General features: G+C 66.1%; 19 protein-coding genes and 3 rRNA genes. 19 read left to right on the forward strand and 3 right to left on the reverse strand.

Features of this window, described 5'->3' with window-relative positions; genetic code table 11:
* From BJ980_RS01895 to BJ980_RS01910, 4 genes are all read left to right on the forward strand, one after another.
* A complete protein-coding gene (locus tag BJ980_RS01895) occupies window positions 1–1,074 on the forward strand; it encodes an ATP-binding protein (RefSeq protein WP_179500732.1) in 1,074 nt (357 codons plus the stop codon).
* Window positions 1,075–1,172: 98 nt separating this feature from the next.
* Window positions 1,173–2,279: a phenylalanine--tRNA ligase subunit alpha gene (gene pheS, locus BJ980_RS01900; protein ID WP_179500733.1), complete on the forward strand. Its 1,107-nt coding sequence runs from the start codon at window positions 1,173–1,175 to the stop codon at window positions 2,277–2,279.
* Window positions 2,280–2,296: 17 nt separating this feature from the next.
* On the forward strand, window positions 2,297–4,792 hold the full coding sequence (gene pheT, locus BJ980_RS01905) for a phenylalanine--tRNA ligase subunit beta (RefSeq protein WP_179500734.1): 2,496 nt from the start codon (window positions 2,297–2,299) through the stop codon (window positions 4,790–4,792).
* Complete coding sequence (locus BJ980_RS01910; RefSeq protein WP_179500735.1) at window positions 4,792–5,319, forward strand: gamma carbonic anhydrase family protein; 528 nt, start codon at window positions 4,792–4,794, stop codon at window positions 5,317–5,319. The genes pheT and BJ980_RS01910 overlap by 1 nt, the downstream gene beginning before the upstream one ends.
* Before the next feature lie 9 nt (window positions 5,320–5,328).
* On the opposite strand, the gene BJ980_RS01915 is transcribed toward BJ980_RS01910, so the two are convergent.
* The gene (locus BJ980_RS01915) at window positions 5,329–5,814 is read right to left on the reverse strand and encodes a DinB family protein (RefSeq protein ID WP_343047636.1); all 486 of its coding nucleotides are present in this window, start codon (window positions 5,812–5,814) and stop codon (window positions 5,329–5,331) included.
* A gap of 14 nt (window positions 5,815–5,828) precedes the next feature.
* Window positions 5,829–6,620 carry a maleylpyruvate isomerase family mycothiol-dependent enzyme gene (locus BJ980_RS01920; protein WP_179500736.1) on the reverse strand — a complete coding sequence of 264 codons (792 nt, stop codon included), beginning with the start codon at window positions 6,618–6,620 and terminating at the stop codon, window positions 5,829–5,831.
* 72 nt (window positions 6,621–6,692) lie between these two features.
* Here BJ980_RS01920 and argC point away from each other — a divergent pair, with 72 nt between their 5' ends.
* From argC to BJ980_RS01995, 15 genes are all read left to right on the forward strand, one after another.
* The gene (argC, locus tag BJ980_RS01925; protein ID WP_179500737.1) at window positions 6,693–7,730 is read left to right on the forward strand and encodes an N-acetyl-gamma-glutamyl-phosphate reductase; all 1,038 of its coding nucleotides are present in this window, start codon (window positions 6,693–6,695) and stop codon (window positions 7,728–7,730) included.
* A 32-nt stretch (window positions 7,731–7,762) separates the two neighbouring features.
* The gene (locus tag BJ980_RS01930) at window positions 7,763–8,248 is read left to right on the forward strand and encodes an ACT domain-containing protein (RefSeq protein WP_179500738.1); all 486 of its coding nucleotides are present in this window, start codon (window positions 7,763–7,765) and stop codon (window positions 8,246–8,248) included.
* Window positions 8,245–9,396: a bifunctional glutamate N-acetyltransferase/amino-acid acetyltransferase ArgJ gene (gene argJ / locus BJ980_RS01935; protein ID WP_179500739.1), complete on the forward strand. Its 1,152-nt coding sequence runs from the start codon at window positions 8,245–8,247 to the stop codon at window positions 9,394–9,396. The genes BJ980_RS01930 and argJ overlap by 4 nt, the downstream gene beginning before the upstream one ends.
* Window positions 9,393–10,331 carry an acetylglutamate kinase gene (argB, locus tag BJ980_RS01940; protein ID WP_179500740.1) on the forward strand — a complete coding sequence of 313 codons (939 nt, stop codon included), beginning with the start codon at window positions 9,393–9,395 and terminating at the stop codon, window positions 10,329–10,331. Before argJ ends, argB begins: the two co-directional genes overlap by 4 nt.
* Window positions 10,331–11,530 carry an acetylornithine transaminase gene (locus tag BJ980_RS01945; protein WP_179500741.1) on the forward strand — a complete coding sequence of 400 codons (1,200 nt, stop codon included), beginning with the start codon at window positions 10,331–10,333 and terminating at the stop codon, window positions 11,528–11,530. The genes argB and BJ980_RS01945 overlap by 1 nt, the downstream gene beginning before the upstream one ends.
* Window positions 11,527–12,474 (forward strand): ornithine carbamoyltransferase, encoded by a 948-nt coding sequence (gene argF, locus BJ980_RS01950; RefSeq protein ID WP_179500742.1) that lies wholly within the window; start codon window positions 11,527–11,529, stop codon window positions 12,472–12,474. Before BJ980_RS01945 ends, argF begins: the two co-directional genes overlap by 4 nt.
* Window positions 12,471–12,992 (forward strand): arginine repressor, encoded by a 522-nt coding sequence (locus BJ980_RS01955; RefSeq protein ID WP_343047638.1) that lies wholly within the window; start codon window positions 12,471–12,473, stop codon window positions 12,990–12,992. The genes argF and BJ980_RS01955 overlap by 4 nt, the downstream gene beginning before the upstream one ends.
* Window positions 12,993–13,050: 58 nt before the next feature.
* Entirely contained in the window at window positions 13,051–14,508 is a 1,458-nt protein-coding gene (gene argH / locus BJ980_RS01960) for an argininosuccinate lyase (protein ID WP_179500744.1), read from the forward strand.
* Window positions 14,495–15,124, forward strand: a complete 630-nt coding sequence (locus tag BJ980_RS01965; RefSeq protein ID WP_343047639.1) for a DNA-3-methyladenine glycosylase — start codon at window positions 14,495–14,497, stop codon at window positions 15,122–15,124. Before argH ends, BJ980_RS01965 begins: the two co-directional genes overlap by 14 nt.
* 78 nt (window positions 15,125–15,202) lie before the next feature.
* Window positions 15,203–16,477 carry a tyrosine--tRNA ligase gene (tyrS, locus tag BJ980_RS01970; protein ID WP_179500746.1) on the forward strand — a complete coding sequence of 425 codons (1,275 nt, stop codon included), beginning with the start codon at window positions 15,203–15,205 and terminating at the stop codon, window positions 16,475–16,477.
* Complete coding sequence (locus BJ980_RS01975; protein WP_179500747.1) at window positions 16,474–17,532, forward strand: alpha-hydroxy-acid oxidizing protein; 1,059 nt, start codon at window positions 16,474–16,476, stop codon at window positions 17,530–17,532. Before tyrS ends, BJ980_RS01975 begins: the two co-directional genes overlap by 4 nt.
* A 514-nt stretch (window positions 17,533–18,046) precedes the next feature.
* A 16S ribosomal RNA gene (locus tag BJ980_RS01980) occupies window positions 18,047–19,566 on the forward strand.
* 366 nt (window positions 19,567–19,932) lie between these two features.
* Window positions 19,933–23,046 (forward strand): 23S ribosomal RNA (locus tag BJ980_RS01985).
* Window positions 23,047–23,166: 120 nt separating this feature from the next.
* Window positions 23,167–23,283: ribosomal RNA gene (gene rrf / locus BJ980_RS01990) — 5S ribosomal RNA — on the forward strand.
* The 16S, 23S and 5S rRNA genes sit together here, the layout of an rRNA operon.
* 97 nt (window positions 23,284–23,380) lie before the next feature.
* On the forward strand, window positions 23,381–24,340 hold the full coding sequence (locus BJ980_RS01995; protein WP_179500748.1) for a tetratricopeptide repeat protein: 960 nt from the start codon (window positions 23,381–23,383) through the stop codon (window positions 24,338–24,340).
* Window positions 24,341–24,362: 22 nt separating this feature from the next.
* On the opposite strand, the gene BJ980_RS02000 is transcribed toward BJ980_RS01995, so the two are convergent.
* Entirely contained in the window at window positions 24,363–25,460 is a 1,098-nt protein-coding gene (locus tag BJ980_RS02000; protein WP_179500749.1) for a DUF1015 family protein, read from the reverse strand.
* Window positions 25,461–25,514: the final 54 nt, after the last annotated feature.

The following is a 25,514-nucleotide window of genomic DNA, read 5'->3' on the forward strand; positions in this document are numbered from 1 at the left end:
GTGGAACCCCAATCGGCGCTCCCGGCGTCTCCGACCCACGAGAGCGTCCAGCTCGGCCTTGACGCGCTCCCCGACGCCATCGTCATCGCCGACGGCAGCGGTGTGGTCACCCATGCCAACTCCAAGGCCCGGGAACAGCTCGGTGCCGAGGTGGGCCAGCAGCTGGGCACGGCAATGCGGCTCCAGGACCAGGAGGGCCGCGACTGGTACGACGTGAACCTGCCCTACGACGGGATCAACATCCGCCGCGGCATCCCGGAGCAGTCCTGGGTGCTGACCGACGGCAGCGAGGTCCTGGTGGCGACCGGCATCCACCGGTCCGAGGCGTCGGGCGAGATCGATCGCGTGGCGGTCAGCATCCGCTCGGGCCGGGGCCGCGCCCGACTGGACCGCGAGCGCTCGGACCTGGTGGCCACCGTCGCCCATGAGCTGCGCTCACCGCTGACCGGGGTCAGGGGGTTCGTGCAGGTCCTGCTGAACAAGTGGGACAAGCTCAACGACGAGCAGAAGAAGCTGATGCTCACCACCGTCAGTGCCGACTCCGAGCGGCTCTCGCGACTGATCGCCGAGCTGCTGGACGTGGCTCGCATCGACACCGGGCGACTCTCGATGTATCCGCGTCCCAGCGATGCCGTGGTGCTGGTTGGCCGGGTGGTCGACTCGGTCGCGGCCGGCACCTCGCGACCGATCGAGCTCGACGCGGAAGAGGGCCTGCCCGAGATCCATGTCGATCCCGACAAGTTCACCCAGGTGATCACCAACCTGGTCGAGAACGGCGTACGCCACGGCGAAGGGACCGTCCGGATCACCATGTGTGCCCTCGACGGTGAGGCCGGCTTCGCGGGTGTGCGGATGACCGTGGACGACCAGGGCACCGGGATCCCACCGGAGATGCGGCTCCGGGCGGTGACCAAGTTCTGGACCCACGGTGACCGCGGCGGATCGGGGTTGGGCATGTACCTGGTCAACGGGCTGGTCCGCGCCCACGGGGGCGTCCTGAGGATCACCGATGCACCCGGTGGCGGTGCCCGGATCACGATCGATTGGCCGAGCGAGGACCTGCGTCACGCCTGAGACGACGTACGTCGTGGCGCTCAAGGCAAACCCGCTCGCAGAGCACCGGTGGCGGTTCCTAGACTCTATCCATCCCATCTCTCTCCCGGAAGGCAGTCATGTCGGGACCGAACACCGAATACGACCCTGTCGAGGTCACGCCCCTGCGTGCCGACGAGGTCGAGGCCATGCGCGAAGCAGCGCTCGAGGCGATCGCTGCGGCGAGTGACCTCGAGGAGCTGAAGCAGGTGCGCCTCGACCACGCCGGGGACAGGTCCCCGCTGGCGCTGGCCAACCGCGAGATCGGCGCGCTGCCGCCACAGGCCCGCAAGGACGCCGGAGCGCGGCTCGGCAAGGCCCGCGGGATGGTCAACAAGGCACTCGGTGAGCGCACCGTCGTGCTCGAGGCCGAGCACGAGGAGCGGATGCTGGTCGAGGAGACCGTCGACGTCACGCTGCCGACCGACCGCGCCGTCAAGGGCGCCCGCCACCCGATCACGATGATGTCCGAGCGGATCGCCGACGTCTTCGTCTCGATGGGCTGGGAGGTCGCCGAAGGACCGCAGGTCGAGGCCGAGTGGCTCAACTTCGACGCCCTGAACATGGGCGCGGACCACCCGGCGCGCACCATGCAGGACACGTTCTGGCTGGAGCCGGCAGAGGCCGCACTGGTGCTGCGCACCCACACCTCACCGGTGCAGGCGCGGACGATGCTGACCCGCAAGCCCCCGATCTACGTGGTCTGCCCGGGTCGGGTCTATCGCACCGACGAGATCGACGCGACGCACTCACCGGTCTTCCACCAGGTCGAGGGCCTGGTGATCGACGAGGGCATCTCGATGGCCCACCTGAAGGGCTCGCTGGACCACTTCGCCACCGCCATGTTCGGCGAGGGCATCACCACCCGCTTCCGGCCTTCCTACTTCCCGTTCACCGAGCCGTCCGCCGAGGTCGACCTGGTCTGCTTCGTTTGCCGTGGCGCCGGCGAGGAGGACGGTCACACCTGTCGGACGTGCCGGGGCGAGGGCTGGATCGAGTGGGGCGGCTGCGGAGTCGTGAACCCCCGCGTCCTGATTGCCTGCGGCGTCGACCCGGAGACCTACACCGGCTTCGCGTTCGGCATGGGCATCGACCGCACCCTGATGTTCCGCCACGGCGTCGAGGACCTTCGCGACGTGTTCGAGGGCGACATCCGTTTCGCCCAGCCCTTCGGCATCGAGATCTGAGAGGTCCGAGAACTGCCATGAAAGCCCCTGTTTCCTGGATCCGTGACCATGTCGAGCTGCCCGAGGCACTGACGGTCGACGAGCTCACCGCCAAGCTGACCATGCTCGGCCTCAAGCTCGAGGCTCTGGTCACCCCCGCCGACGCGATCACCGGACCCCTGGTGGTCGGCAAGGTGTTGAGCATCGAGAAGGAGCCGCAGAAGAACGGCAAGGTGATCAACTGGTGCGCCGTCGACGTCGGCGCACAGCTGAACGCCGTCCACGGCACCGAGGCCGACGGCGTCGGCATCGTCTGCGGCGCCCACAACTTCGCCGAGGGCGACCTGGTCGTGGTCTGCCTGCCCGGCGCAGTGCTCCCCGGCAACTTCGAGATCTCCGCGCGCAAGACCTATGGCCACCTCTCGACCGGGATGATCTGCTCCTCGCGCGAGCTCGGCCTGGGCGAGGACCACGACGGCATCATCGTGCTGCCGCGTGACGCCGGCGAACCCGGTGACGACGCCTTCGAGGTGCTCGACATGAACGACACCGTGATCGAGTTCGAGATCAACCCGGACCGCGCCTACGCCCTGTCCCTTCGTGGCATCGCCCGGGAGGCCGGGATCGGCTTCGGCGTCGCGTTCCACGACCCGGCACAGCGTGACGTTCCCGCCGGCAACGACCAGGGCTATCCGGTCGTCGTCGACGACACCACCGGTTGCCCGGTGTTCGTGGCCCGCTCGGTCTCCGGCTTCGACCCGAGCGCCCCCACGCCGGACTGGATGGTCAAGCGACTCACCGGTGCCGGCATGCGCCCGATCTCCCTGGGCGTCGACATCACCAACTACGTGATGCTCGAGCTGGGCCAGCCGATCCACGGCTATGACCGCGCCACGCTGCAGGGCCCGATCCGGGTACGTCGCGCCAGCGAGGGCGAGCAGATCACCACCCTCGACGGCAACAAGCGCACGCTCAGCGGAGAAGACCTGCTGATCACCGACGACTCCGGACCGATCGGCATCGCCGGGACCATGGGCGGCGAGACCACCGAGCTCTCGGAGACCACCACCGACGTGGTCATCGAGGCGGCCCACTTCGACGCCGTCTCGATCTTCCGCACCGAGCGTCGCCACAAGCTGCCCTCCGAGGCGTCCAAGCGTTTCGAACGGGGTGTCGACCCCGAGCTTCCGGCCGCGGCCGCCGACCGCGTCGTCGAGCTGATGGTCGAGCTGGGCGGTGCCACCGCTGACCCCGGCGTCACCGTGGTCGGCCAGGCGCCGGGTCGTCGTACCGTCACGGCGGACACCGACCTCGCGGCACGCGTGACCGGCATGGAGATCAGCGCCGAGACCGCAGTGAAGAACCTGGAGCTCGTCGGCTGTGACGTCACCGTCGACGGCAACCGGCTCACCGCCACCGTTCCCTCGTGGCGCCCCGACATGAGCGACCCCTTCGACCTGGTCGAGGAGATCGCGCGGATCGTGGGCTATGACAACGTCCCCTCGGTGCTGCCGCCGGCCCCGGCTGGCCGCGGGCTGCCACTGGCCCAGAAGCTCCGCCGACGGGTGGGCCTGGTGCTCGCCGGTGCGGGTTGGACCGAGACGATCAGCTATCCCTTCCTCGGCGACGCGGACTGGAACGACCTCGGCCTGCCCACCGACGACGAGCGCCGCCGTACGATCACGATGGCCAACCCGCTCAACGCCGAGGCACCCCAGCTGGCCACCACCCTGCTGCCCGGCGTGCTGCGCTCACTGGGCCTCAACGTGGGTCGCGGCAACGCGGACGCCGCGCTGTTCGAGACCGGCCTGGTCTTCCTCCCGACCGGCCGCGAGAAGGCGCCCATCCTGGGCGTCGACCGCCGTCCCACCGAGGAGGAGTGGTCGGCGATCGAGAAGGCCGTTCCGCACCAGCCGCAGCACCTCGCGCTGGCCCTCACCGGGCAGCGGGAGCGCTCGGGCTGGTGGGGCGAGGGACGACAGGGTTCGTGGGCCGACGCGATCGGCGCAGTCCGTGAGGTGGCCGATGCCCTCGGTGTCGACATCGAGGTCTCCGCCGCGGCCCTGGCCCCGTGGCACCCGGGCCGCTGCGCCGAGATCTGCTCCGGCGACGTCGTGCTCGGCCACGCCGGCGAGCTGCACCCCAAGGTCTGCAAGGCTTTCGGCGTGCCCGCACGCTCCGCAGCCGCGGAGATCGACCTGGACCTGCTGCTCTCCCTGGCGCGGGCCACCACGCCGAGTCCGAGCTTCGGCTCCTATCCGGTGGCCAAGGAGGATGTCGCCCTGGTGGTCGACGCCTCCGTGCCGTCCGCTGCCGTCGAGGCGGCACTTCGCGAAGGCGCGGGTGAGCTCCTGGAGTCCGTGCGGCTCTTCGACGTCTTCACCGGCGAACAGGTCGGCGAGGGCAAGAAGTCGCTGGCCTTCGCGCTGCGATTCCGGGCCGGTGACCGCACCCTCAAGGAGGGCGAGTCCACCGCAGCTCGCGAAGCCGCAGTCGCCCGCGCGGCCGAGCAGTTCGGGGCGGTGCAGCGCTGATGCCGCTCTTCGAGTTCGAGGGCAAGCGACCCCAGGTCCACCCGGAGGCGTTCATCGCGGCCACCGCGACGCTGGTCGGCGACGTGGTCGTGGAGAAGGGCGCGAGCGTCTGGTACGGCGTGGTCCTGCGCGCAGACGACTGCCGCATCATCGTCCGCGAGGGCGCCAACATCCAGGACAACTCGGTGGTGCACGGCACCCCGGACTCCGTCGTGGAGGTGGGCGCGGGCGCCACGGTCGCGCACAGCTGCATCGTCCACGGCGCGACGTTGGGGGAGAAGGCCCTGCTGGGCAACGGCTCCACGACGCTCGACGGCACCGCACTCGGCGCCGGGTCGATGGTCGCGGCGGGGTCGCTGCTCACCCCGGGCACCCAGATTCCCGAGGGAGTGCTCGCGGCCGGTGTCCCGGCGCAGGTGAAGAAGCCGCTCGCCGGGACGTCCGCCGAGTTCTGGGTGGAGGCCAACCCGCCCTACTACGCGGAGCTGGCCCAGCGGCACCTCAAGGGTGTGTCACCAGTCGACTGATCGTCGCCCTCACTCCTCGCGGGCGGCGAGGAGCTGCTCGACGAGGATGTCCATGTGACCGGCGTGCCGCGCGATCTCGCGGACCATGTGGAGCAGGATCCACCGCAGGCTGAGCGTTCCGTGGTGGTCGTGCTCGATGGTGAAGTCCAGGTCGAGCGGGGCGGTGATGGTGGCGCCGCGTGCTGCGGCGCTCCTGAGCTCGCGGATCGCTGAGGCGATGGTGTCCTCGTCGGTGACGGCGAAGCTGGCGTCATCGCCGTAGGCATGTCCGTCCCACTCGTCCTCGGGCAGCGCGGCGACTCGTCGCTGGAACCAGCTGCGCTCGGCCGCGGCGACGTGCTTGACCAGCCCCAGCGGGGTGGTCAGTGAGGGGACGAGACGCTGACGGGCCTCGGCTTCGGTCAACTTCTCGACGGACTCGATCAGCGACTCACGGTTGAGCGTGACCATGTTCTCCAGCATCGCCCTCTCGGGGCCGGTGGTGATGACGTCCACGGGTCTTCTCCGCCTCAGTCGATCGGGTGGCTGATGCAGGCCAGGAAGGCGTCGTACGTCGTCCGATCGCCCAGCACCGTGATCGCCGCGTCGTCGCGCCGCTTCCACAGCCACGCGTCGAGGTCGCCCGCTGTGCCGGAGACGATCACGTCGGGCTCGCTGCCGGGGTCGGCCACGACCTGGATGTCCGGCTCGTCGAGGACCCGGCCGTCGGGATCGGTGCCGGTGAAGCGGCCCAGCTGCACCCACATCTGGTGGCCGGTGTCGATCGAGTCGACCCGGACGTGGGCCTCCGCACCGGTGAATCGACCCCAGGCCGGGGTGCCGCCGAACATCACGTCGAGGGCCTCGTGTGCGCCGTCCGCGGCGAGCAACGGGTCGAGGTCGGTGACCGATCCGGCCGCCAGCTCGGCGTCAAGGCGATGGATCAGGGCTTCGTGTGCCTGTCGCCGGACGGTGAAGCCGACACTCTGGTCGCTCGACCACGACCATGCCGGCTCCGCGGGATCGGCGGAGACGAGGGCACGCTGCAGGCTGGCGGAGGCCTCGTCGAACGAGGCAAGCAGTTCCGGGTGGGTGTCGGGCCGGACCGGCTCGAGGTAGTCCTGGGGTGCCTGCGGTCGATGGGTGATCACATGGCTCCAGAAGTCCTGCACGCCGCTCAGGTGCCAGAGCAGGTCTGCAGCGGTCCACTCGGGACAGCTCGGCACCGGTGTGGCAGGGTCGACATCGGCCAGGACATCGCGGAAGCGGCTCGATTCGCGCCGGAGGTGCTCGAGATAGGTCTCGGGGGAGAGTTGGGTCATGGCCCCAACGGTAGGTCTGCCGGATCCGGCCGGAAACCCAATATGCAGGTTCATGCATACTCATGTATAGTCATGCACATGACGAGGATCAACGTCGCTGTTGCCGGTGCGAGTGGTTATGCAGGAGGTGAAGTCCTCCGGCTGCTGCTCGGGCACCCCGACGTGACGATCGGAGCGTTGACCGGCGGCTCGAACGCCGGTGAGAACTTCGGCCGCCTGCAACCCCATCTGGTGCCTCTTGCCGACCGTACCCTCGAGGCCACCACCCCAGAGGTGCTCGCGGGCCACGACGTGGTCTTCCTCGGCCTGCCGCACGGCGCCTCGGCAGAGGTCGCTGCCGCCCTGGGTGACGACGTCGTGGTGATCGACTGTGGTGCCGACTTCCGGCTCACCGACCCTGCTGCCTGGGAGCGGTTCTACGGCTCGCCGCACGCCGGCTCCTGGCCCTACGGCATGCCGGAGCTGGCCGCGCAGCGCGGACAGCTGCGTGGCGCCAAGCGGATCGCCGTACCCGGCTGCTACCCGACCGTCTCGACGCTCACCGCCGCGCCCGCCGTGGCTGCGGGCCTGGTCGAGCCGAACCTCGTCGTCGTTGCCGCCTCGGGGACCAGTGGCGCCGGCAAGGCTGCCAAGACCAACCTGCTCGGCAGCGAGGTGATGGGCAACGCCAGCGCCTACGGCGTGGGCGGAGTGCACCGGCACACCCCCGAGATCATCCAGAACCTCAACCTGCTCACCGAGGAGAAGGTGCGGGTCAGCTTCACCCCGCTGCTCGTGCCGATGCCGCGAGGCATCCTGGCCACGGTGACCGGAAAGCTGACCGGACCGCTCAGCACGGACGAGGCCTACGAGGTCTACTCCCAGGCCTACGCGGACGAACCGTTCGTCACCGTGCTGCCGCAAGGCATGTGGCCGCAGACCAAATCGGTGCTCGGCTCCAACTCGGTGCACCTGCAGGTGGCCGTCGACGAGGAGGCCGGACAGCTGATTGCCGTCGGCGCGGTCGACAACCTCGCCAAAGGCACGGGCGGCGCCGCCGTCCAGTGCATGAACCTCGCCCTGGGGCTCGATGAGTCCGCAGGCCTGACCACGATCGGACTGGCACCATGAGCGAGACCACCCCAACGACGACCGACACAGAGATGACCAGCACAGAGACGACTGGCACAGAAGCAACCGGCCCCAGCTTCACCCTGCAGCAGTTCCCGGAGAAGCTGGCCGTGGTGCGGCTCGCGCCGGGTGCCGAGGTGCCCACCTGGGCCGAGTCCTCCTCGCTGTTCTCGATCACGGCCACCGCGACCGAGACGTCGCTGATCTGCGCCACGCGCAGCGTGCCGACCAAGGTGCCGTGCCAGAAGCCGTTCACGGCGTTCGCGGTCAAGGGCCCGATCGACCCCGAGGAGTACGGCGTACTCGCGGCACTGCTGGCTCCGCTCGCCGAGGAGAAGATCAGCGTCTTCTCGCTCTCCACCTTCGACACCGACTGGATCCTGGTCCCGATGCAGCGCGTGGACGATGCGACGCAGGCGTGGCGACGACGAGGGCACACCGTTGCCGCCGCCGTTCCCGTCAAGCCTCCGAGGCAGCCCAGCAAGGCTCCCAAGCCCAAGAAGGACCACAAGAAATGACCGTCACCGCCCCCGCCGGCTTCGCAGCAGCCGGCGTCCCGGCCGGACTCAAGTCCACCGGTGCCAAGGATCTCGCCCTGGTCGTCAACCAGGGACCCAACTTCGACTCCGCCAGCGTCTTCACCGCCAACCGTTGCAAGGCCAACCCGATCCTGTGGAGCCAGGAGGTGGTCAAGGACGGCGTCGTGCGCGCCGTCGTGCTCAACTCCGGCGGCGCCAACTGCTACACCGGCGCCGAGGGCTTCCAGACCACCCACGCCGTGGCCGAGCAGGTCGCCGGCAAGCTCGGCATCGGCGCCATCGACGTGATCGTGTGCTCGACGGGCCTGATCGGACTGTCCAACCCGCGCCAGAACCTCCTCGACGGCGTTGACGCCGCACATGCCGCGCTCAGCGAGGACGGGGGAGCGGAGGCTGCCGAGGCGATCATGACCACTGACTCGGTGAGCAAGAACGTCGTGGTCGAAGGAGCCGGCTGGAGCATCGGCGGGATGGCCAAGGGCGCCGGCATGCTGGCCCCCCAGCTCGCCACGATGCTGGTCGTGCTGACCACCGACGCAGTGGTCCCCGCCGCTGACCTGGACCGGGCACTGCGCGCCGCGACCAGGGTCAGCTTCGACCGGCTCGACTCGGACGGCTGCATGAGCACCAACGACACGGTCACGGTGATGGCCAGCGGTGCCAGCGGGATCACCCCGAGCCTCGATGACTTCACCCAGGCCCTGACCCAGGCGTGCACGGACCTGGCGATGCAACTGCTCAAGGACGCCGAGGGCGCCGACCACGAGATCGCGATCACCGTGCTCAACGCCGCCACCGAGGACGAGGCCGTCGAGGCCGCACGGAGCGTGGCGCGCAGCAACCTGTTCAAGGCCGCGGTCTTCGGCAACGACCCCAACTGGGGCCGGGTGCTGGCCAGCCTCGGCACCACCCAGGCTCTGTTCGACCCTGCCGACCTCGACGTCGCCATGAACGGGGTGTGGGTGTGCCGCAAGTCCACCCCGGCCGAGGACCCCGCCGGCGTCGACCTGACCGGCCGCGACGTCACCGTCACGATCGACCTCAAGTCCGGCACCGAGCGGGCCACCGTCTGGACCAACGACCTCACCCACGCATACGTCCACGAGAACAGCGCGTATTCCTCATGAGCGAAGACACGACCCCCCTCACCCCGGCCCTCAAGGCAGCGACCCTGGCGGGTGCGCTGCCCTGGCTGAAGGCGTACAACAACAAGATCGTCGTGATCAAGTACGGCGGCAACGCCATGACGGACGACACCTTGAAGAAGGCGTTCGCCGAGGACATCGCGTTCCTCAGGTTCGCCGGCTTCAAGCCGGTGGTCGTCCACGGCGGCGGTCCGCAGATCTCGCAGATGCTCGACCGCCTCGACATCGAGTCCGAGTTCAAGGGTGGCCTGCGGGTCACCACCCCGGAGGCGATGGACGTCGTACGGATGGTCCTGGTCGGCAAGGTTCAGCGTGAGCTGGTCGGCCTGGTCAACCAGCACGGCCCGGTTGCCGTCGGCCTCTCCGGCGAGGACGCCGGCCTGTTCACCGCGGAGGCGACCAACACGATCGTCGACGGCGAGGAGGTCGACCTCGGCCTGGTCGGCGAGGTCGCCAAGGTGCGGCCCGAGTCGGTCCTGGACCTGGTCGAGGCCGGTCGGGTGCCGGTCATCTCCAGCGTCGCTCCCGACGTGCACGGCCTGGTCCACAACGTCAACGCCGACACCGCGGCAGCCGCTCTGGCCGCGGCGCTCGGAGCCGAGAAGCTGCTGGTGCTCACCGACGTCGAGGGCCTCTACCGCGACTGGCCGAACAGCTCCGACGTGATCGGGCAGATCAGCCCCGAAGGACTCGAGGAGCTGATGCCCTCGCTGGCCTCCGGCATGGTCCCGAAGATGAAGGCCTGCCTGCAGGCCGTGCGGGACGGGGTGAAGCGCGCGACCGTCGTCGACGGCCGCGAGCCGCACGCTGTACTTCTCGAGCTGTTCACCGACGAGGGCATCGGCACCCAGGTGCTGCCCGGCGTCGACACCGTCATCCGGCAGGCCAAGAACCCGCCGGTCGCCAAGGAGTCCTGATGAGCACCAACGCCGGATCCGCCCAGGCCTGGCAGGAGCGGTACGCCGCCTCCCTGATGAACACGTTCGGTGCGCCCAAGCTTGTGCTCGCCCGCGGCGAGGGCTCGCGGGTGTGGGACGTGGAGGGCAACGAATACCTCGACTTCCTCGGTGGCATCGCCGTGAACTCCCTGGGCCACGCCCACCCGGCGCTCGTCGAGGCGGTGACCGCCCAACTGAGCACGCTCGGACACACGTCGAACTTCTTCGCGACGGCTCCGCAGATCGAGCTGGCCGAGAAGCTGCTGGCGTTGCTCGGCGCCCAGGGGTCGGGGAAGGTCTTCTTCTCCAACTCAGGCACAGAGGCCAACGAGGCAGCTTTCAAGCTGACCCGGCGCACCGGGCGCACGCACGTCGTCGCGATGGAGCAGGCGTTCCACGGGCGGACCATGGGTGCCCTCGCGCTCACCGCCAAGGAGGCCTATCGGACGCCGTTCGCCCCGCTCCCGGGTGAGGTCACGTTCGTGCCCTTCGGTGACGTCGACGCGCTCCGCGCCGCGGTGACCGACAAGACCGCGGCCGTCGTCCTCGAACCCGTCCAGGGCGAGGCCGGGGTCAACCCCGCGCCGGCGGGCTTCCTCGAAGCCGCCCGGGAGATCACCACGGCCTCGGGGGCCCTGTTGTGGATCGACGAGATCCAGACCGGAGTGGGTCGCACCGGCGCCTGGTTCGCGCACGCGTCGTCCGGTGTCGTCCCCGACATCGTCACACTCGCCAAGGGACTCGGCGGGGGCATCCCGATCGGAGCCACGCTGGCACTCGGTGCCGCGGCGGACCTGCTGCAGCCGGGCAACCACGGGACCACCTTCGGTGGCAACCCCGTCGCCTCGGCCGCTGCGCTCGCCGTGCTGGCCACCATCGAGACCGACGGCCTCCTGGACCACGCCCGCACCGTCGGAACCCAGCTGCGCAAGGGTCTGCTCGCCGACGACCGGGTGGTCGAGACGCGCGGCGACGGCCTCCTGATCGGGCTCGACCTGTGCGAGGACAAGTCCGCCGAGGTGGTCGCGGCAGGGTTCGCCGCCGGCTTCATCCTGAACAACCCGACACCGAACCGGATCAGGCTGGCCCCGCCGCTGGTGCTCACCAGTGACGAGGCCGCCGCGCTGATCGACGCCTGGCCGGGCATCCTCGACGCAGCGGGTGTGGTCGCGCCATGACCAGGCACCTGTTGCGAGACGACGACCTGTCTCCGGCCGAGCAGGCCGAGGTGCTCGCGCTGGCTGCACGGATGAAGGCCGATCCCTTCGGCGAGGTCGTCGGCAAGCCGCTGGCCGGTCCGCGCACCGTCGCGATGATCTTCGACAAGCCGACGCTGCGCACGCAGTCCTCCTTTGCTGCCGGGATCGCGGAGCTGGGCGGCAACCCGCTCCCGATCAACGGCGACCTGGCCCAGATCGGCGTACGCGAGTCGGTCGAGGACGTCGCGCGAGTGCTGGGACGACAGGCCGCGCAGATCGTCTGGCGCACCAACGACCAGTCGAAGCTCGACGCGATGGCGCAGTGGTCCGGGGTGCCGGTGATCAACGCGCTCAGCGACGACTTCCACCCCTGCCAGCTGCTGGCCGACCTGCTCACCATCACCGAGCGCAAGGGTCGCCTGGCCGGCCTCACCGCGACCTTCGTCGGCGACGGTGCGTGCAACATGGGCAACTCGTGGCTGATCGCCGGCGCCACGGCCGGCATGCACGTGGTGGTCAGCTCGCCGCAGGGCTATGAGCCGGCGGCCGAGATGGTCGCCCGCGCCCAGCAGATCGGTGAGCAGACCGGTGGCTCGGCCCGCCTCGAGCGTGAGGTCGGAGCCGCGGTCGACGGTGCGGACGTGGTGATCACCGACACCTGGGTGTCGATGGGCAAGGAGGGCGAGTCACAGGCACGACTGCAGGCGTTGGCCCCCTATGCACTGACCAGTGACCTGATGGGCAAGGCGGGTGCTGACGCCATCGCGATGCACTGTCTGCCGGCCTATCGCGGCAAGGAGATCGACGCCGAGCTGATCGACGGCCCCGACAGTGTCGTGTGGGACGAGGCAGAGAACCGTCGCCATGCCCAGAAGGCAGTGATGGCATGGCTCCAGGAACAGGACGGACGGAGCGCCTCGTGACCGAGTTCGGCACCACGCCGCTGACCAAGAACGCGCGCCAGCAGCTGATCGTGGACCTGCTCTCCACCAAGGAGATCAAGTCACAGGTCGAGCTGGCCGAGCACCTCGCCGAGCGCGGCGTGCACGCCACGCAGGCGACGTTGTCCCGTGACCTGGTCGAGCTCGACGCGGTCAAGGTGCGCGCCCGCCAGGGCGGGTTGGTCTATGCGGTCCCCGCCGAAGGTGGTGATCGCACCCCGGCGACGGTGGGCGAGAGCGTCGCAGCCAACGCACGACTCTCGCGACTGTGCACGGAGCTGCTGGTGAGCGCGGAGGGGAGCGCCAACATGGCCGTCCTACGCACTCCTCCCGGTGGGGCGCAATATCTCGCCAGTGCCTTCGACAAGGCGGAGATCGGCGACGTGCTCGGCACCATCGCAGGCGACGACACCGTGCTGGTGATCAGCCGCGACCCGGCCGGCGGTGCCGAGCTCGCCCGGCGGTTCCTGGCGCTGGCCAGCGACGCCCGCACATCTTGACAGGCTTGACCATCCACGGAATGCCATCAGGCTTCCGCCAACAGCAGGAGACGAGCACGTGACTGAGGGCCACCCCACCGGTGAGAGCGCCGAGGGCCAGACCAGCGGCGCCACGAACCAGGGAAAGCTCTGGGGAGGTCGCTTCGCCGGCGGCCCGAGCCCCGAGCTGGACGCGCTGTCTCGCTCGACCCACTTCGACTGGCGGCTCACGCCCTATGACCTGGCCGGCTCGCGCGCCCACGCCAACGTGCTGCGCACCGCTGGCCTGCTGACCGATGCAGATCATGCAGAGCTGCTCCGCGGGCTCGAGGTGCTGGGGGAGAGGTTCGCTTCCGGTGAGCTGCAGCCCGACCCCTCGGACGAGGACGTGCACGGCGCACTGGAGCGCCTCCTGCTCGAGGAGGTCGGCCCGGACGTCGGTGGCCGCCTGCGCGCCGGCCGGTCCCGCAACGACCAGATCGCGACCCTGTTCAAGGTGTTCCTCCGCGACCACGCCCGCGTGATCGCGGGCCAGGTGCTCGACCTGGTGGGCGCCCTGCAGGTCCAGGCCGAGGAACACCTCGGAGCGATCATGCCCGGCCGCACGCACCTGCAGCACGCCCAGCCGGTGCTGCTCTCCCACCACCTCCTGGCCCATGCCTGGCCGCTGCTGCGTGACGTGGCGAGACTGGCCGACTGGGACGCTCGGGTGGCGGCGGACTCGCCCTACGGATCGGGCGCACTGGCGGGTCAGAGCCTCGGCCTGGACCCCGAGGCCGTGGCTGCCGAGCTCGGGTTCACCGGTTCCTCGGCCAACTCGATCGACGGTACGGCGGCCCGCGACTTCGTGGCTGAGTTCGGCTTCGTCACGGCGATGATCGGCGTCGACGTGAGCCGATTCGCCGAGGAGGTCATCCTCTGGTCGACCCGCGAGTTCGAGTTCGTGACGCTCCATGACTCCTGGTCCACCGGGTCGAGCATCATGCCGCAGAAGAAGAACCCTGACATCGCCGAGCTCGCACGAGGCAAGGCAGGGCGTCTGATCGGCAACCTGTCCGGCCTGCTCGCCACGCTCAAGGCACTGCCGTTGGCCTACAACCGGGATCTCCAGGAGGACAAGGAGCCGGTCTTTGACAGCGTCGACACGCTCGAGGTGCTGCTGCCCGCGTTCACTGGCATGGTGGCGACCCTGCGGTTCAACACCGACCGGATGGCCGAGCTGGCCCCCCAGGGCTTCTCGCTCGCCACCGACATCGCGGAGTGGCTGGTGCGGGAGGGCACGCCGTTCCGGATCGCCCACGAGGTCGCCGGCGCCTGCGTGCGCGAGTGCGAGTCCCAGGGCATCGAGCTCCACGAGCTCACCGACGAGCAGTTCGCCGCGATCCACCCGGCACTGAACCCGGGTGTGCGTGACGTGCTGACGGCCGAGGGCTCGGTCTCCTCGCGTGATGGGCGCGGCGGCACTGCGCCCGCTCGGGTGCGCGAGCAGGTGCAGGAGGTCTCCGGCGTGGTGGCTGATCTTCGTGGACGGTTCTGACCTCGACTTCCTGGCGGGTCCACCGGCCGAGGTGGCTCCGCAGCTGCTCGGTGCCACGCTGAGCAAGGGTGGCGTCAGCGTGCGGATCACAGAGGTCGAGGCCTACGACGGTGCCGACGACCCGGGCTCGCACGCACACCGCGGGCGTACGCCGCGCAACGACGTGATGTTCGGGCCTCCCGGACATCTCTACACCTACTTCATCTACGGGATGCACGTCTGCGCCAACGTCGTGTGCCGCGACGAGGGCACCGCCGGCGCGGTGCTGATCCGCGCAGGCGAGGTGGTCTCGGGACTCGACGAGGCTCGCAGCCGCCGACCGGCCGGCCCCGACCACCGGCTCGCGCAGGGACCCGGGCGATTGTGCAGCGCCCTGGGGGTCGAGCTGGCCGACTACGGAGCGGACCTGCTCGCTGACCAGGTGCGGTTGGAGGCCAACGCACGGCAGGTCGACGTACACCCGGAGCAGCGTGCGGACCCGGGCCAGGTGGCGAGTGGTCCTCGCGTCGGCCTTCGCCTGGCGGCGGATCGCCCGTGGCGGTTCTGGATCAAGGGAGACCCGACCGTCTCCACCTATCGCCCCGCTGTTGTGCGTCGGAAGAGGATCGCGGAGTGAAACCGGTTGTCCTGCCACAAGCGGCGTAGGGCAGGCTAGGGCGCGAGCACCATCGACACATCCTTGAGAGGCAACGAGTTGTCCACCGAACAGAACATCCTCGACGAGCTCGAGTGGCGCGGCCTGATCGCCGACTCGACCGACCGGGAGGCGCTGCGTGAGGCGTTCTCCTCGGGGAGCGTCAAGTTCTATGTGGGTTTCGACCCGACGGCACCGAGCCTGCACATGGGACACCTCGTCCAGATCCTCACCGCGAAGCGGCTCCAGGCTGCCGGGCACACGCCCTACGCCCTGGTCGGCGGCGCCACCGGCACCATCGGCGACCCCAAGGAGACCGGCGAGCGGGTGATGAACTCGCTCGACGTGGTCAAGGAGTGGGTGGACCGCGTCCGTTCGCAGATCGAGCCGTTCCTCTCGTTCGAGGGCGACAACGGCGCGACGATGGTCAACAACTACGACTGGACCGCGTCGATGTCGGTGATCGACTTCCTGCGCGACATCGGCAAGCACTTCCCGGTCAACCGGATGCTGGCGCGCGACGTGGTGCGGACCCGGCTCGAGTCCGGGATCAGCTTCACCGAGTTCTCCTACGTGCTGCTGCAGTCGATGGACTTCTTGAACCTCTTCCGCGATCACGGCGTCACCCTGCAGTTCGGGGGCTCGGACCAGTGGGGGAACCTCACTGCCGGTGTCGAGCTGATCCGGCGTACGACGGGTGGCAAGGCGCACGCGATCGCCACGCCGTTGATGACCAAGGCGGACGGCACGAAGTACGGCAAGACCGAGGGCGGGGCGTTGTGGCTCGATCCGCAGATGATGTCGCCCTACGCCTTCCACCAGTTCTGGCTCAACGTGGAGGACGAGAAGGTGGGCGAGCTCCTTCGGGTCTTCACCTTCCTGGCCCGCGAGCAGATCGAAGAGCTCGAGGCACAGACCGCTGAGAAGCCGTTCCTGCGAGCCGGTCAGAAGGCCCTCGCCGACGCGGTGACGACGCTGGTGCACGGGGAGCAGGAGACCGAGCAGGCGAAGGCTGCCGCCGGTGCGCTGTTCGGCCGCGGTGACCTGCACGCGCTGTCCGGCTCGACGCTCGCCGCTGCCTTGCGCGAGGCCGGTGCCACGTCGTTCCCGCGTGCCCAGGGGACGCCCGACATCGTGACCCTCCTGGTCGACAGTGGTCTCGCCAAGAGCAACGGCGACGCCCGGCGCACCATCAAGGAGGGCGGCGCCTACCTCAACAACGTTCGCATCGAGGACCCTGAGCTGGTGCCCGGTGACGATGACTTCATCGACGGGACCTGGCTGGTCCTTCGTCGCGGCAAGAAGACCATGGCCGGAGTCGAGGCGCTCGGGTGACCCACGGGGTCGGCACGTCCTGGCTTGCCGGCCTCGAGTCGGTTGCCCGTGACGTGCTGCCCACGTCGGTCTTCGACTACATCCGACAGGGTGCCGGCCAGAGCCTGTCCGCGGACGAGGCCAACGCCGCGTGGTCCCGGTCCCGCTTCATCCCTCGTGTCCTGCGCGACGTGAGTGACATCGAGCTGGCGACCACGGTCCTGGGCGCGCCACTCGCGTCGCCGGTGGCGGTTGCCCCCACCACGCTGCAGAGACTCGTCCACCCCGAGGGCGAGCTCGCCATGGCGCGGGCCTGTGCATCGGCGGGTTCGTTGATGGTGGTCTCGAGCAATGCAGGTACGCCGTTCCGCGAGATCGGTGCGACCGGGGTGCAGTGGTGGTTGCAGGCCTACCTCACCCGGGACCGGTCACTGAGTGAGCCGGTCGTGGACGCCGCGGTCGACGCTGGTGCCCGCGCCATCGTGCTGACCCTCGACACCCCGACAGTCGGCACCAAGAACGGGATCGGACCGGACTTCTGGGAGGCGGTTCCCCCGGGAACGCTGCGGGTGAACTTCGCCGATCAGCGCCCTGGGATCACCGGGGCGGAGAAGGCGACTGACCTGGGTCCCGACGACATCGCCCGACTGGGAGAGCGCACCGGTCTGCCGATCGTGGTGAAGGGAGTGCTCCATCCCGCGGACGCAGTGCGTTGCGTCGAGGCCGGCGCTGCAGCGGTCTGGGTGTCGAACCACGGTGGTCGCCAGCTCGACCGAGTGGTCTCCACCGCTGATGCGGTGAGTGGAGTCGTCGAAGCGGTGGGCGAGACCGCGGAGGTCTACGTCGACGGTGGGATCCGCTCGGGCCTCGACGTCTTCGCCGCACTGGCGACAGGTGTGCGCTGTGTGTTCGTGGGTCGTCTGGGGCTGTGGGCGCTGGTGGCGGGGGAGTCCTCGGTGGCCCGGATGCACGAAGAACTGCGCACCGAGCTGGGGGAGTCCATGCGCCTGGCCGGGGCCCGTACGCCGACTGAGGCCGTCTCGATGCTGGTTCGAAACGGCGAAAAGGGCCTCTGACCTGCGACGATGGCGATTGTGCTCCGGGTCACGCCCTTTCGATTTGACGGTGCACAGCCGCTCGCATAATGTTCCGTTCGTCGCCAGGGAGCGGCGGGCAGCAAGACCGTCTGGTCGGGCTTCCGGCCCCGGTGACCATCCCAAGCTTTCACCCTTTGAATCACTTGAAGATGTGTGCGCACAAGCGGCCATCGACGAACTGATCTGAGGTGAGCTGCGCCCGGATGGCCTGAGAATCCGCCGAATTGACTCGGTTGATCCACTCCGGTAAGTTTTTGCAGGTTGCCCCGCAGCGATGCCCGGTTCGGGTTGGTGGTGGGTGTGTGTGATTCTTGAGAACTCAACAGTGTGTCAAAAGTCGACGAATTAATATTGTTGTACCCGTCGGGCTTTCTGGATGGTCTTCTGCCTTTGGGTGGTTGGTTGTTTGGTTGGTTTGATGGTTCCTTTGGTAAGAGACAATAATTCTGACAATTTTTTGTCGGGGTTTGTTTTTTGCTGGGGTTTGGATTCTTCAATGGAGAGTTTGATCCTGGCTCAGGACGAACGCTGGCGGCGTGCTTAACACATGCAAGTCGAGCGGTAAGGCCCTTTCGGGGGTACACGAGCGGCGAACGGGTGAGTAACACGTGAGCAATCTGCCCTTCACTTTGGGATAACCTCCGGAAACGGTGGCTAATACCGAATGCGACCATTCCCTGCATGGGGTGATGGTGGAAAGTTTTGGCGGTGGAGGATGAGCTCGCGGCCTATCAGCTTGTTGGTGAGGTAATGGCTCACCAAGGCTTCGACGGGTAGCCGGCCTGAGAGGGTGACCGGCCACACTGGGACTGAGACACGGCCCAGACTCCTACGGGAGGCAGCAGTGGGGAATATTGGACAATGGGCGAAAGCCTGATCCAGCAACGCCGCGTGAGGGATGACGGCCTTCGGGTTGTAAACCTCTTTCAGCGGGGACGAAGCGCAAGTGACGGTACCCGCAGAAGAAGCACCGGCCAACTACGTGCCAGCAGCCGCGGTAATACGTAGGGTGCGAGCGTTGTCCGGAATTATTGGGCGTAAAGGGCTCGTAGGCGGTTTGTCGCGTCGGGAGTGAAAACCAGGTGCTTAACACCTGGCCTGCTTCCGATACGGGCAGACTAGAGGTATGCAGGGGAGAACGGAATTCCTGGTGTAGCGGTGAAATGCGCAGATATCAGGAGGAACACCGGTGGCGAAGGCGGTTCTCTGGGCATTACCTGACGCTGAGGAGCGAAAGTGTGGGGAGCGAACAGGATTAGATACCCTGGTAGTCCACACCGTAAACGTTGGGCGCTAGGTGTGGGGCTCATTCCACGAGTTCCGTGCCGCAGCTAACGCATTAAGCGCCCCGCCTGGGGAGTACGGCCGCAAGGCTAAAACTCAAAGGAATTGACGGGGGCCCGCACAAGCGGCGGAGCATGCGGATTAATTCGATGCAACGCGAAGAACCTTACCTGGGTTTGACATATGCCGGAAAGCATCAGAGATGGTGCCCCTTTTTGTCGGTATACAGGTGGTGCATGGCTGTCGTCAGCTCGTGTCGTGAGATGTTGGGTTAAGTCCCGCAACGAGCGCAACCCTCGTCTTATGTTGCCAGCACGTAATGGTGGGGACTCATAAGAGACTGCCGGGGTCAACTCGGAGGAAGGTGGGGATGACGTCAAGTCATCATGCCCCTTATGTCCAGGGCTTCACGCATGCTACAATGGCCGGTACAAAGGGCTGCGATACCGTAAGGTGGAGCGAATCCCAAAAAGCCGGTCTCAGTTCGGATTGGGGTCTGCAACTCGACCCCATGAAGTCGGAGTCGCTAGTAATCGCAGATCAGCAACGCTGCGGTGAATACGTTCCCGGGCCTTGTACACACCGCCCGTCACGTCACGAAAGTCGGCAACACCCGAAGCCGGTGGCCCAACCCCTTGTGGGAGGGAGCCGTCGAAGGTGGGGCTGGCGATTGGGACGAAGTCGTAACAAGGTAGCCGTACCGGAAGGTGCGGCTGGATCACCTCCTTTCTAAGGAGCTCGTAGCAACCTCGACACTTTGTGTGTTGGTGGTTGTTCATGGTGTCTGTTTCGTGGCCGTGTGTGTCGCGGCAGGCATTGCTCATTAGTGGAACGTCGATTAGTTGGTGGAACGTCTCATCAGCGTCTTTCAGTACTACCCCTGGTCCTTTGGATCGGTGTGGTGTGGAACGTGGGTGTTGGTGGTGGGTTTTGCTTGGCACACTGTTGGGTCCTGAGGGATCAGACCGTATGGTTTGGTTGCTTGGTGGGCTGCTCCTTCCATATACCGCTCCTTGTTGGGGGTGGGTGTGGGGTGTGGGGTGGTGCCGATTGTTGTTTGAGAACTACACAGTGGACGCGAGCATCTTTGTAGCAAGACAAGCTACTAAGGGCACATGGTGGATGCCTTGGCACCAAGAGCCGATGAAGGACGTTGGAGCCTGCGATAAGCCACGGGGAGTTGGCAACCGAGCGTTGATCCGTGGATTTCCGAATGGGGAAACCCAGCTGGAGTCATGTCCAGTTACCGCTGTCTGAACACATAGGACAGTTGGAGGGAACGTGGGGAAGTGAAACATCTCAGTACCCACAGGAAGAGAAAACAAAAGTGATTCCGAGAGTAGTGGCGAGCGAAATCGGAAGAGGCCAAACCCAGGTCGTGTGATAGCCGGCAGGCGTTGCGATGTGGGGGTTGTGGGGCCGTCTTGTTCTGACTGCCGTTGGAACGCAGAGTAAGAAACCATCGTTGAAGTTGAAGTGGATTGGAAAGTCCCGGCATAGAGGGTGATACCCCCGTATATGTAAGGCGATGGCTCTGTGACGTTACCCCAAGTAACACGGAACCCCTGAAATTCCGTGTGAATCTGGCGGGACCACCCGTTAAGCCTAAATACTCCTTGGTGACCGATAGCGGACAAGTACCGTGAGGGAAAGGTGAAAAGTACCCCTGGCGGGGAGTGAAATAGTACCTGAAACCATGTGCCTACAAACCGTTGGAGCGAGACCTTGTGTCTTGTGACAGCGTGCCTTTTGAAGAATGAGCCTGCGAGTTTGCGGTGTGTTGCGAGGTTAACCCGTGTGGGGTAGCCGTAGCGAAAGCGAGTCCGAATAGGGCGTTTGAGTAGCACGCTCAAGACCCGAAGCGAAGTGATCTATCCATGGGCAGGTTGAAGCGCGGGTAAGACCGCGTGGAGGACCGAACCCACTTAGGTTGAAAACTGAGGGGATGACCTGTGGATAGGGGTGAAAGGCCAATCAAACTTCGTGATAGCTGGTTCTCCCCGAAATGCATTTAGGTGCAGCGTCGCGTGTTTCTTGCTGGAGGTAGAGCACTGGATAGCCGATGGGCCCGACAAGGTTACTGACGTTAACCAAACTCCGAATGCCAGTAAGTGAGAGCGCGGCAGTGAGACAGTGGGGGATAAGCTCCATTGTCGAGAGGGAAACAGCCCAGACCATCAGCTAAGGTCCCTAAGCGATAACTAAGTGGAAAAGGATGTGGAGTCGCATAGACAACCAGGAGGTTGGCTTGGAAGCAGCCACCCTTGAAAGAGTGCGTAATAGCTCACTGGTCAAGTGATTCCGCGCCGACAATGTAGCGGGGCTCAAGTTATCCACCGAAGCTATGGCATTCATACGTTAGCTAAGCCGCCCTTGAGGTTGGTTCAGGTGTATGGATGGGTAGGGGAGCGTCGTGTGGGCAGTGAAGCGGCGGAGTGATCCAGTCGTGGAGGCCACACGAGTGAGAATGCAGGCATGAGTAGCGAATCACGTGTGAGAAACACGTGCGCCGAATGATCAAGGGTTCCAGGGTCAAGCTAATCTGCCCTGGGTAAGTCGGGACCTAAGGCGAGGCCGACAGGCGTAGTCGATGGACAACGGGTTGATATTCCCGTACCGGCAAAATAGCGCCCATGACGAGGCTAGTGATGCTAAGTGCCCGAAACTGCCTGTGATCCCTTCGGGGACGATGGCAGCAGAGCGCACGACCCGATCTAGTAGTAGTCAAGCGATGGGGTGACGCAGGAAGGTAGTCCAACCACGCCGATGGTTGTTGCGTGGCTAAGGGTGTAGGGCGAACGGTAGGCAAATCCGCCGTTCATGTGCCTGAGACCTGATGGGGAGTCCGTAGGGACGAAGTAGATGATCCTATGCTGTCGAGAAAAACCTCTAGCGAGCTATGCGCCGCCCGTACCCCAAACCGACTCAGGTGATCAGGTAGAGAATACCAAGGCGATCGAGTGAACCATGGTTAAGGAACTCGGCAAAATACCCCCGTAACTTCGGGAGAAGGGGGGCCTGATGCGTGAACCCACTTGCTGGGGGAAGCGTTGATGGCCGCAGAGACCAGGCCCAAGCGACTGTTTACTAAAAACACAGGTCCGTGCGAAGTTGTAAGACGATGTATACGGACTGACTCCTGCCCGGTGCTGGAAGGTTAAGGGGACCTGTTAGATCCTTCGGGGTCGAAGCGGAGAACTTAAGCCCCAGTAAACGGCGGTGGTAACTATAACCATCCTAAGGTAGCGAAATTCCTTGTCGGGTAAGTTCCGACCTGCACGAATGGAGTAACGACTTGGGCGCTGTCTCAACCATGGACTCGGCGAAATTGCAGTACGAGTAAAGATGCTCGTTACGCGCGGCAGGACGGAAAGACCCCGGGACCTTTACTATAGTTTGGTATTGGTGTTTGGTTCGGCTTGTGTAGGATAGGTGGGAGACTGTGAAACTCAGACGCCAGTTTGGGTGGAGTCAACGTTGAAATACCACTCTGGTCGTACTAGATATCTAACCTAGGTCCGTTATCCGGATCAGGGACAGTGCCTGATGGGTAGTTTAACTGGGGCGGTTGCCTCCTAAAATGTAACGGAGGCGCTCAAAGGTTCCCTCAGCCTGGTTGGCAATCAGGTTTCGAGTGTAAGTGCACAAGGGAGCTTGACTGTGAGAGTGACAACTCGAGCAGGGACGAAAGTCGGAACTAGTGATCCGGCGCTGGCATGTGGAAGCGGCGTCGCTCAACGGATAAAAGGTACCCCGGGGATAACAGGCTGATCTTCCCCAAGAGTCCATATCGACGGGATGGTTTGGCACCTCGATGTCGGCTCGTCGCATCCTGGGGCCGGAGTAGGTCCCAAGGGTTGGGCTGTTCGCCCATTAAAGCGGCACGCGAGCTGGGTTTAGAACGTCGTGAGACAGTTCGGTCCCTATCCGCCGCGCGCGCAGGAAACTTGAGAAAGGCTGCCCCTAGTACGAGAGGACCGGGGTGGACGAACCTCTGGTGTGCCAGTTGTTCCGCCAGGAGCACGGCTGGTTAGCTACGTTCGGAAGTGATAACCGCTGAATGCATCTAAGCGGGAAGCACGTTTCAAGATGAGGTTTCCCACCGGGTTAACCGGGTAAGGTCCCCAGTAGACTACTGGGTTGATAGGCCGGAAGTGTACAGCAGTAATGCCTAGCTGACCGGTACTAATAGACCGAGGGCTTGTCCCTCAAAGATGTTGCGCGTCCACTGTGTGGCTCCCGAGTAATGATCGGGAACACAAACCCATACACCCCCCAACACTGTTGGGCCTGGTGTGTGGTGCTTGACTGATCAAAACTCCATAGAGTTTCGGCGGCCATAGCGAGAGGGAAACACCCGGTCCCATTCCGAACCCGGAAGTTAAGCCTCTCAGCGCCGATGGTACTGCAACCGGGAGGTTGTGGGAGAGTAGGACGTCGCCGGACAACACTTCAGTAAAGGCCACCCCCTCGGGGGTGGCCTTTACTACTTTGTCCACCAGTATGCTGCCCAAGTTGGGCACAGTCGCCGAAAGGATTCGTCATGGCAGAGAGCTCTCGTCCCCGTCGCACCAACTCATCCGGGCAGGGTGGTTCCTCGCGCTCTGGCGGAGCACCGCGGCGTACCTCTGGAAAGTCGAGCGAGCGCCGCGATGACCGCGGCTTCTCCGACCGCAAGCCAGGGGACCGCAAGCCCACCGACCGACGTGGTGGCGGCCGTGGCCGCCCCGACGAGAAGCCGGGCGAACGCAAGTGGTCCCGCGACCGCCGTGACGATCGTCGTGATGACCGCCGCGACGAGCGCCCGCGCAGCGTCGACCAGGCCGAGTATGACGGTCCCGAGATCCCCGAGCACATCACCGGCAAGGAGCTCGACCGCTCCGTGCAGGCGCAGCTGCGTGGACTGCCCGAAAAGCTTGCCGCACGCGTTGCCCGTCACCTGGCCGCTGCCGGCGAGCTGATCGACTCGGACCCCAAGACTGCTTATCGGCACACTCTTGCGGCACGCGCCCGTGCATCGCGCCTGGCCGTCGTGCGGGAAGCATGTGGCGAGGCCGCGTACGCCGCAGGCTCTTATGCCGAGGCACTCTCCGAGCTCCGGGCCGCGAAGCGGATGAACGGCGCCATGGACTACCTGCCGATCATGGCTGACTGCGAGCGCGCCCTCGGCCGGCCCGAGCGCGCGCTGGAACTTGCCAAGAGCCCGGCGGTGAAGAACTTCACCGCAGAGGCCAAGGCCGAGATGACCATCGTCGAGGCTGGCGCGCGCCGCGACCTGGGCGAGTTCGACGCGGCACTGCGCACTCTCGAGTTCGCACCCCTGAACTCGAAGAACCGTCAGCCCTGGGTCGTTCGGCTGCGCTATGCCTATGCCGACACCCTGCTTGCTGCCGGTCGTGACGAGGACGCCCTCGAGTGGTTCCACCGGACCGAGGCGATCGACGGTGATGAGATCACCGACGCCGGAGCCCGGGCCGCCGAGGTCGAGAAGCGGATCGGCTGACTCGAGGCTCAGGCTGGGGCGATCATTCGTCGTCCAGCTCCCTCATGATCACTCCGAAGTGTGGCTTCGGCTGGAAGGACGTCGCCTTCTCCGGGAGCAGGTGACCCGAGAGAGCCGAGGCGTCCACCTGCTCGAACGACGGTGCGGGCAGCAGCACGCTCACCCCGTGGGCCGCGCGGGCAAGTGCGTCCGTGGCGGAGTGGTGGAAGCCGACCCGCGCTGGATCGACCTGCCACAGCGGCAGCAAGGTCTCGTGCAGCCAGCACACCAACAATTGTTCGGGGTCATTCGGGCGGAGGGTCGCCCAGGTCTGACCGTCATGCAGGACCAGCGCTTGGCCGAGCTTGGCCAGTGCGGCATGGCTGCTGTCATATCGGCGCACCTCGGCACCGATCAGGTTGGCGGCCTCCTCGGCGACCTCGAGGCTCAACCGGGGCAGCGTCCTGTGGATGGCACACAGCTGGAGCGGTGTGTCGTTCTGGTCGACGAGCATCACCAGCGTCTGTTCCCACCCGGTCCCCGGGTGGTCGGCGCGCAGCTGTCGTGCCGCCGCATAGCGGTGGTGACCATCGGCGATCACCACCTGCGCGCTCGCCAAGGAACTGGTCAGCAGCGTCAACATGGAAGGGTCGGTGATCCGCCACACCCGCTGGAGCTGGTCGGCGCGATCGGTGTAGACGAGGTTGGGTTCCTCCGCAGTGATCTGGTGGAGCACCTTGCGGACCACGGCTGGCCCCCGGTGCATCAAGAGGATGGGCGCCGGGTTCAGTGACATCTCCGCCATCCGGCCCGCCAGCTGGTTGACCTGAACCTGATCGGTGCCCTCGTGAGGAAAGACACTGGTGGCACTGGACAAGAGGTCCAGGTTGGCAACCAAGCCTCGGACGGTGACTCCGTGAGAGGTGTACTCATGGACGTAGAGAGCCGGATCCGGGTCGAGCTCGAGGTGCCGCTTGCGGCGCCACTCACGCAGTCGGCCGGGAACGGATCGATAGGGTCGCGCAAAGACCCGGTTCGCGACCGGGTCCCCGACATAGCTGTTCGCCAGACGCAGCGCGCGGAACGGCTCCAGTGCAAAGCGTGGTGCATCAGCCTCTGGCACCAAGGACACTGTCTCCATTCATTCGATCCTAGGCGCACCGGCAAACTGACCCTGCACGCAGCGGGGGACTGG

The organism is Nocardioides daedukensis (genome assembly GCF_013408415.1).
Lineage (GTDB): Bacteria > Actinomycetota > Actinomycetes > Propionibacteriales > Nocardioidaceae > Nocardioides > Nocardioides daedukensis.

Excerpts from the sequence above, each read along its gene's own strand:
- pheS (WP_179500733.1), top strand. The coding sequence starts at position 1,173 with ATGTCGGGACCGAACACCGAATACGACCCTGTCGAGGTCACGCCCCTG.
- pheT (WP_179500734.1), top strand. The coding sequence starts at position 2,297 with ATGAAAGCCCCTGTTTCCTGGATCCGTGACCATGTCGAGCTGCCCGAG.
- BJ980_RS01910 (WP_179500735.1), top strand. The coding sequence starts at position 4,792 with ATGCCGCTCTTCGAGTTCGAGGGCAAGCGACCCCAGGTCCACCCGGAG.
- BJ980_RS01920 (WP_179500736.1), bottom strand. The coding sequence starts at position 6,620 with ATGACCCAACTCTCCCCCGAGACCTATCTCGAGCACCTCCGGCGCGAA.
- argC (WP_179500737.1), top strand. The coding sequence starts at position 6,693 with ATGCACATGACGAGGATCAACGTCGCTGTTGCCGGTGCGAGTGGTTAT.
- BJ980_RS01930 (WP_179500738.1), top strand. The coding sequence starts at position 7,763 with ATGACCAGCACAGAGACGACTGGCACAGAAGCAACCGGCCCCAGCTTC.
- argJ (WP_179500739.1), top strand. The coding sequence starts at position 8,245 with ATGACCGTCACCGCCCCCGCCGGCTTCGCAGCAGCCGGCGTCCCGGCC.
- argB (WP_179500740.1), top strand. The coding sequence starts at position 9,393 with ATGAGCGAAGACACGACCCCCCTCACCCCGGCCCTCAAGGCAGCGACC.
- BJ980_RS01945 (WP_179500741.1), top strand. The coding sequence starts at position 10,331 with ATGAGCACCAACGCCGGATCCGCCCAGGCCTGGCAGGAGCGGTACGCC.
- argF (WP_179500742.1), top strand. The coding sequence starts at position 11,527 with ATGACCAGGCACCTGTTGCGAGACGACGACCTGTCTCCGGCCGAGCAG.
- BJ980_RS01995 (WP_179500748.1), top strand. The coding sequence starts at position 23,381 with ATGGCAGAGAGCTCTCGTCCCCGTCGCACCAACTCATCCGGGCAGGGT.
- BJ980_RS02000 (WP_179500749.1), bottom strand. The coding sequence starts at position 25,460 with ATGGAGACAGTGTCCTTGGTGCCAGAGGCTGATGCACCACGCTTTGCA.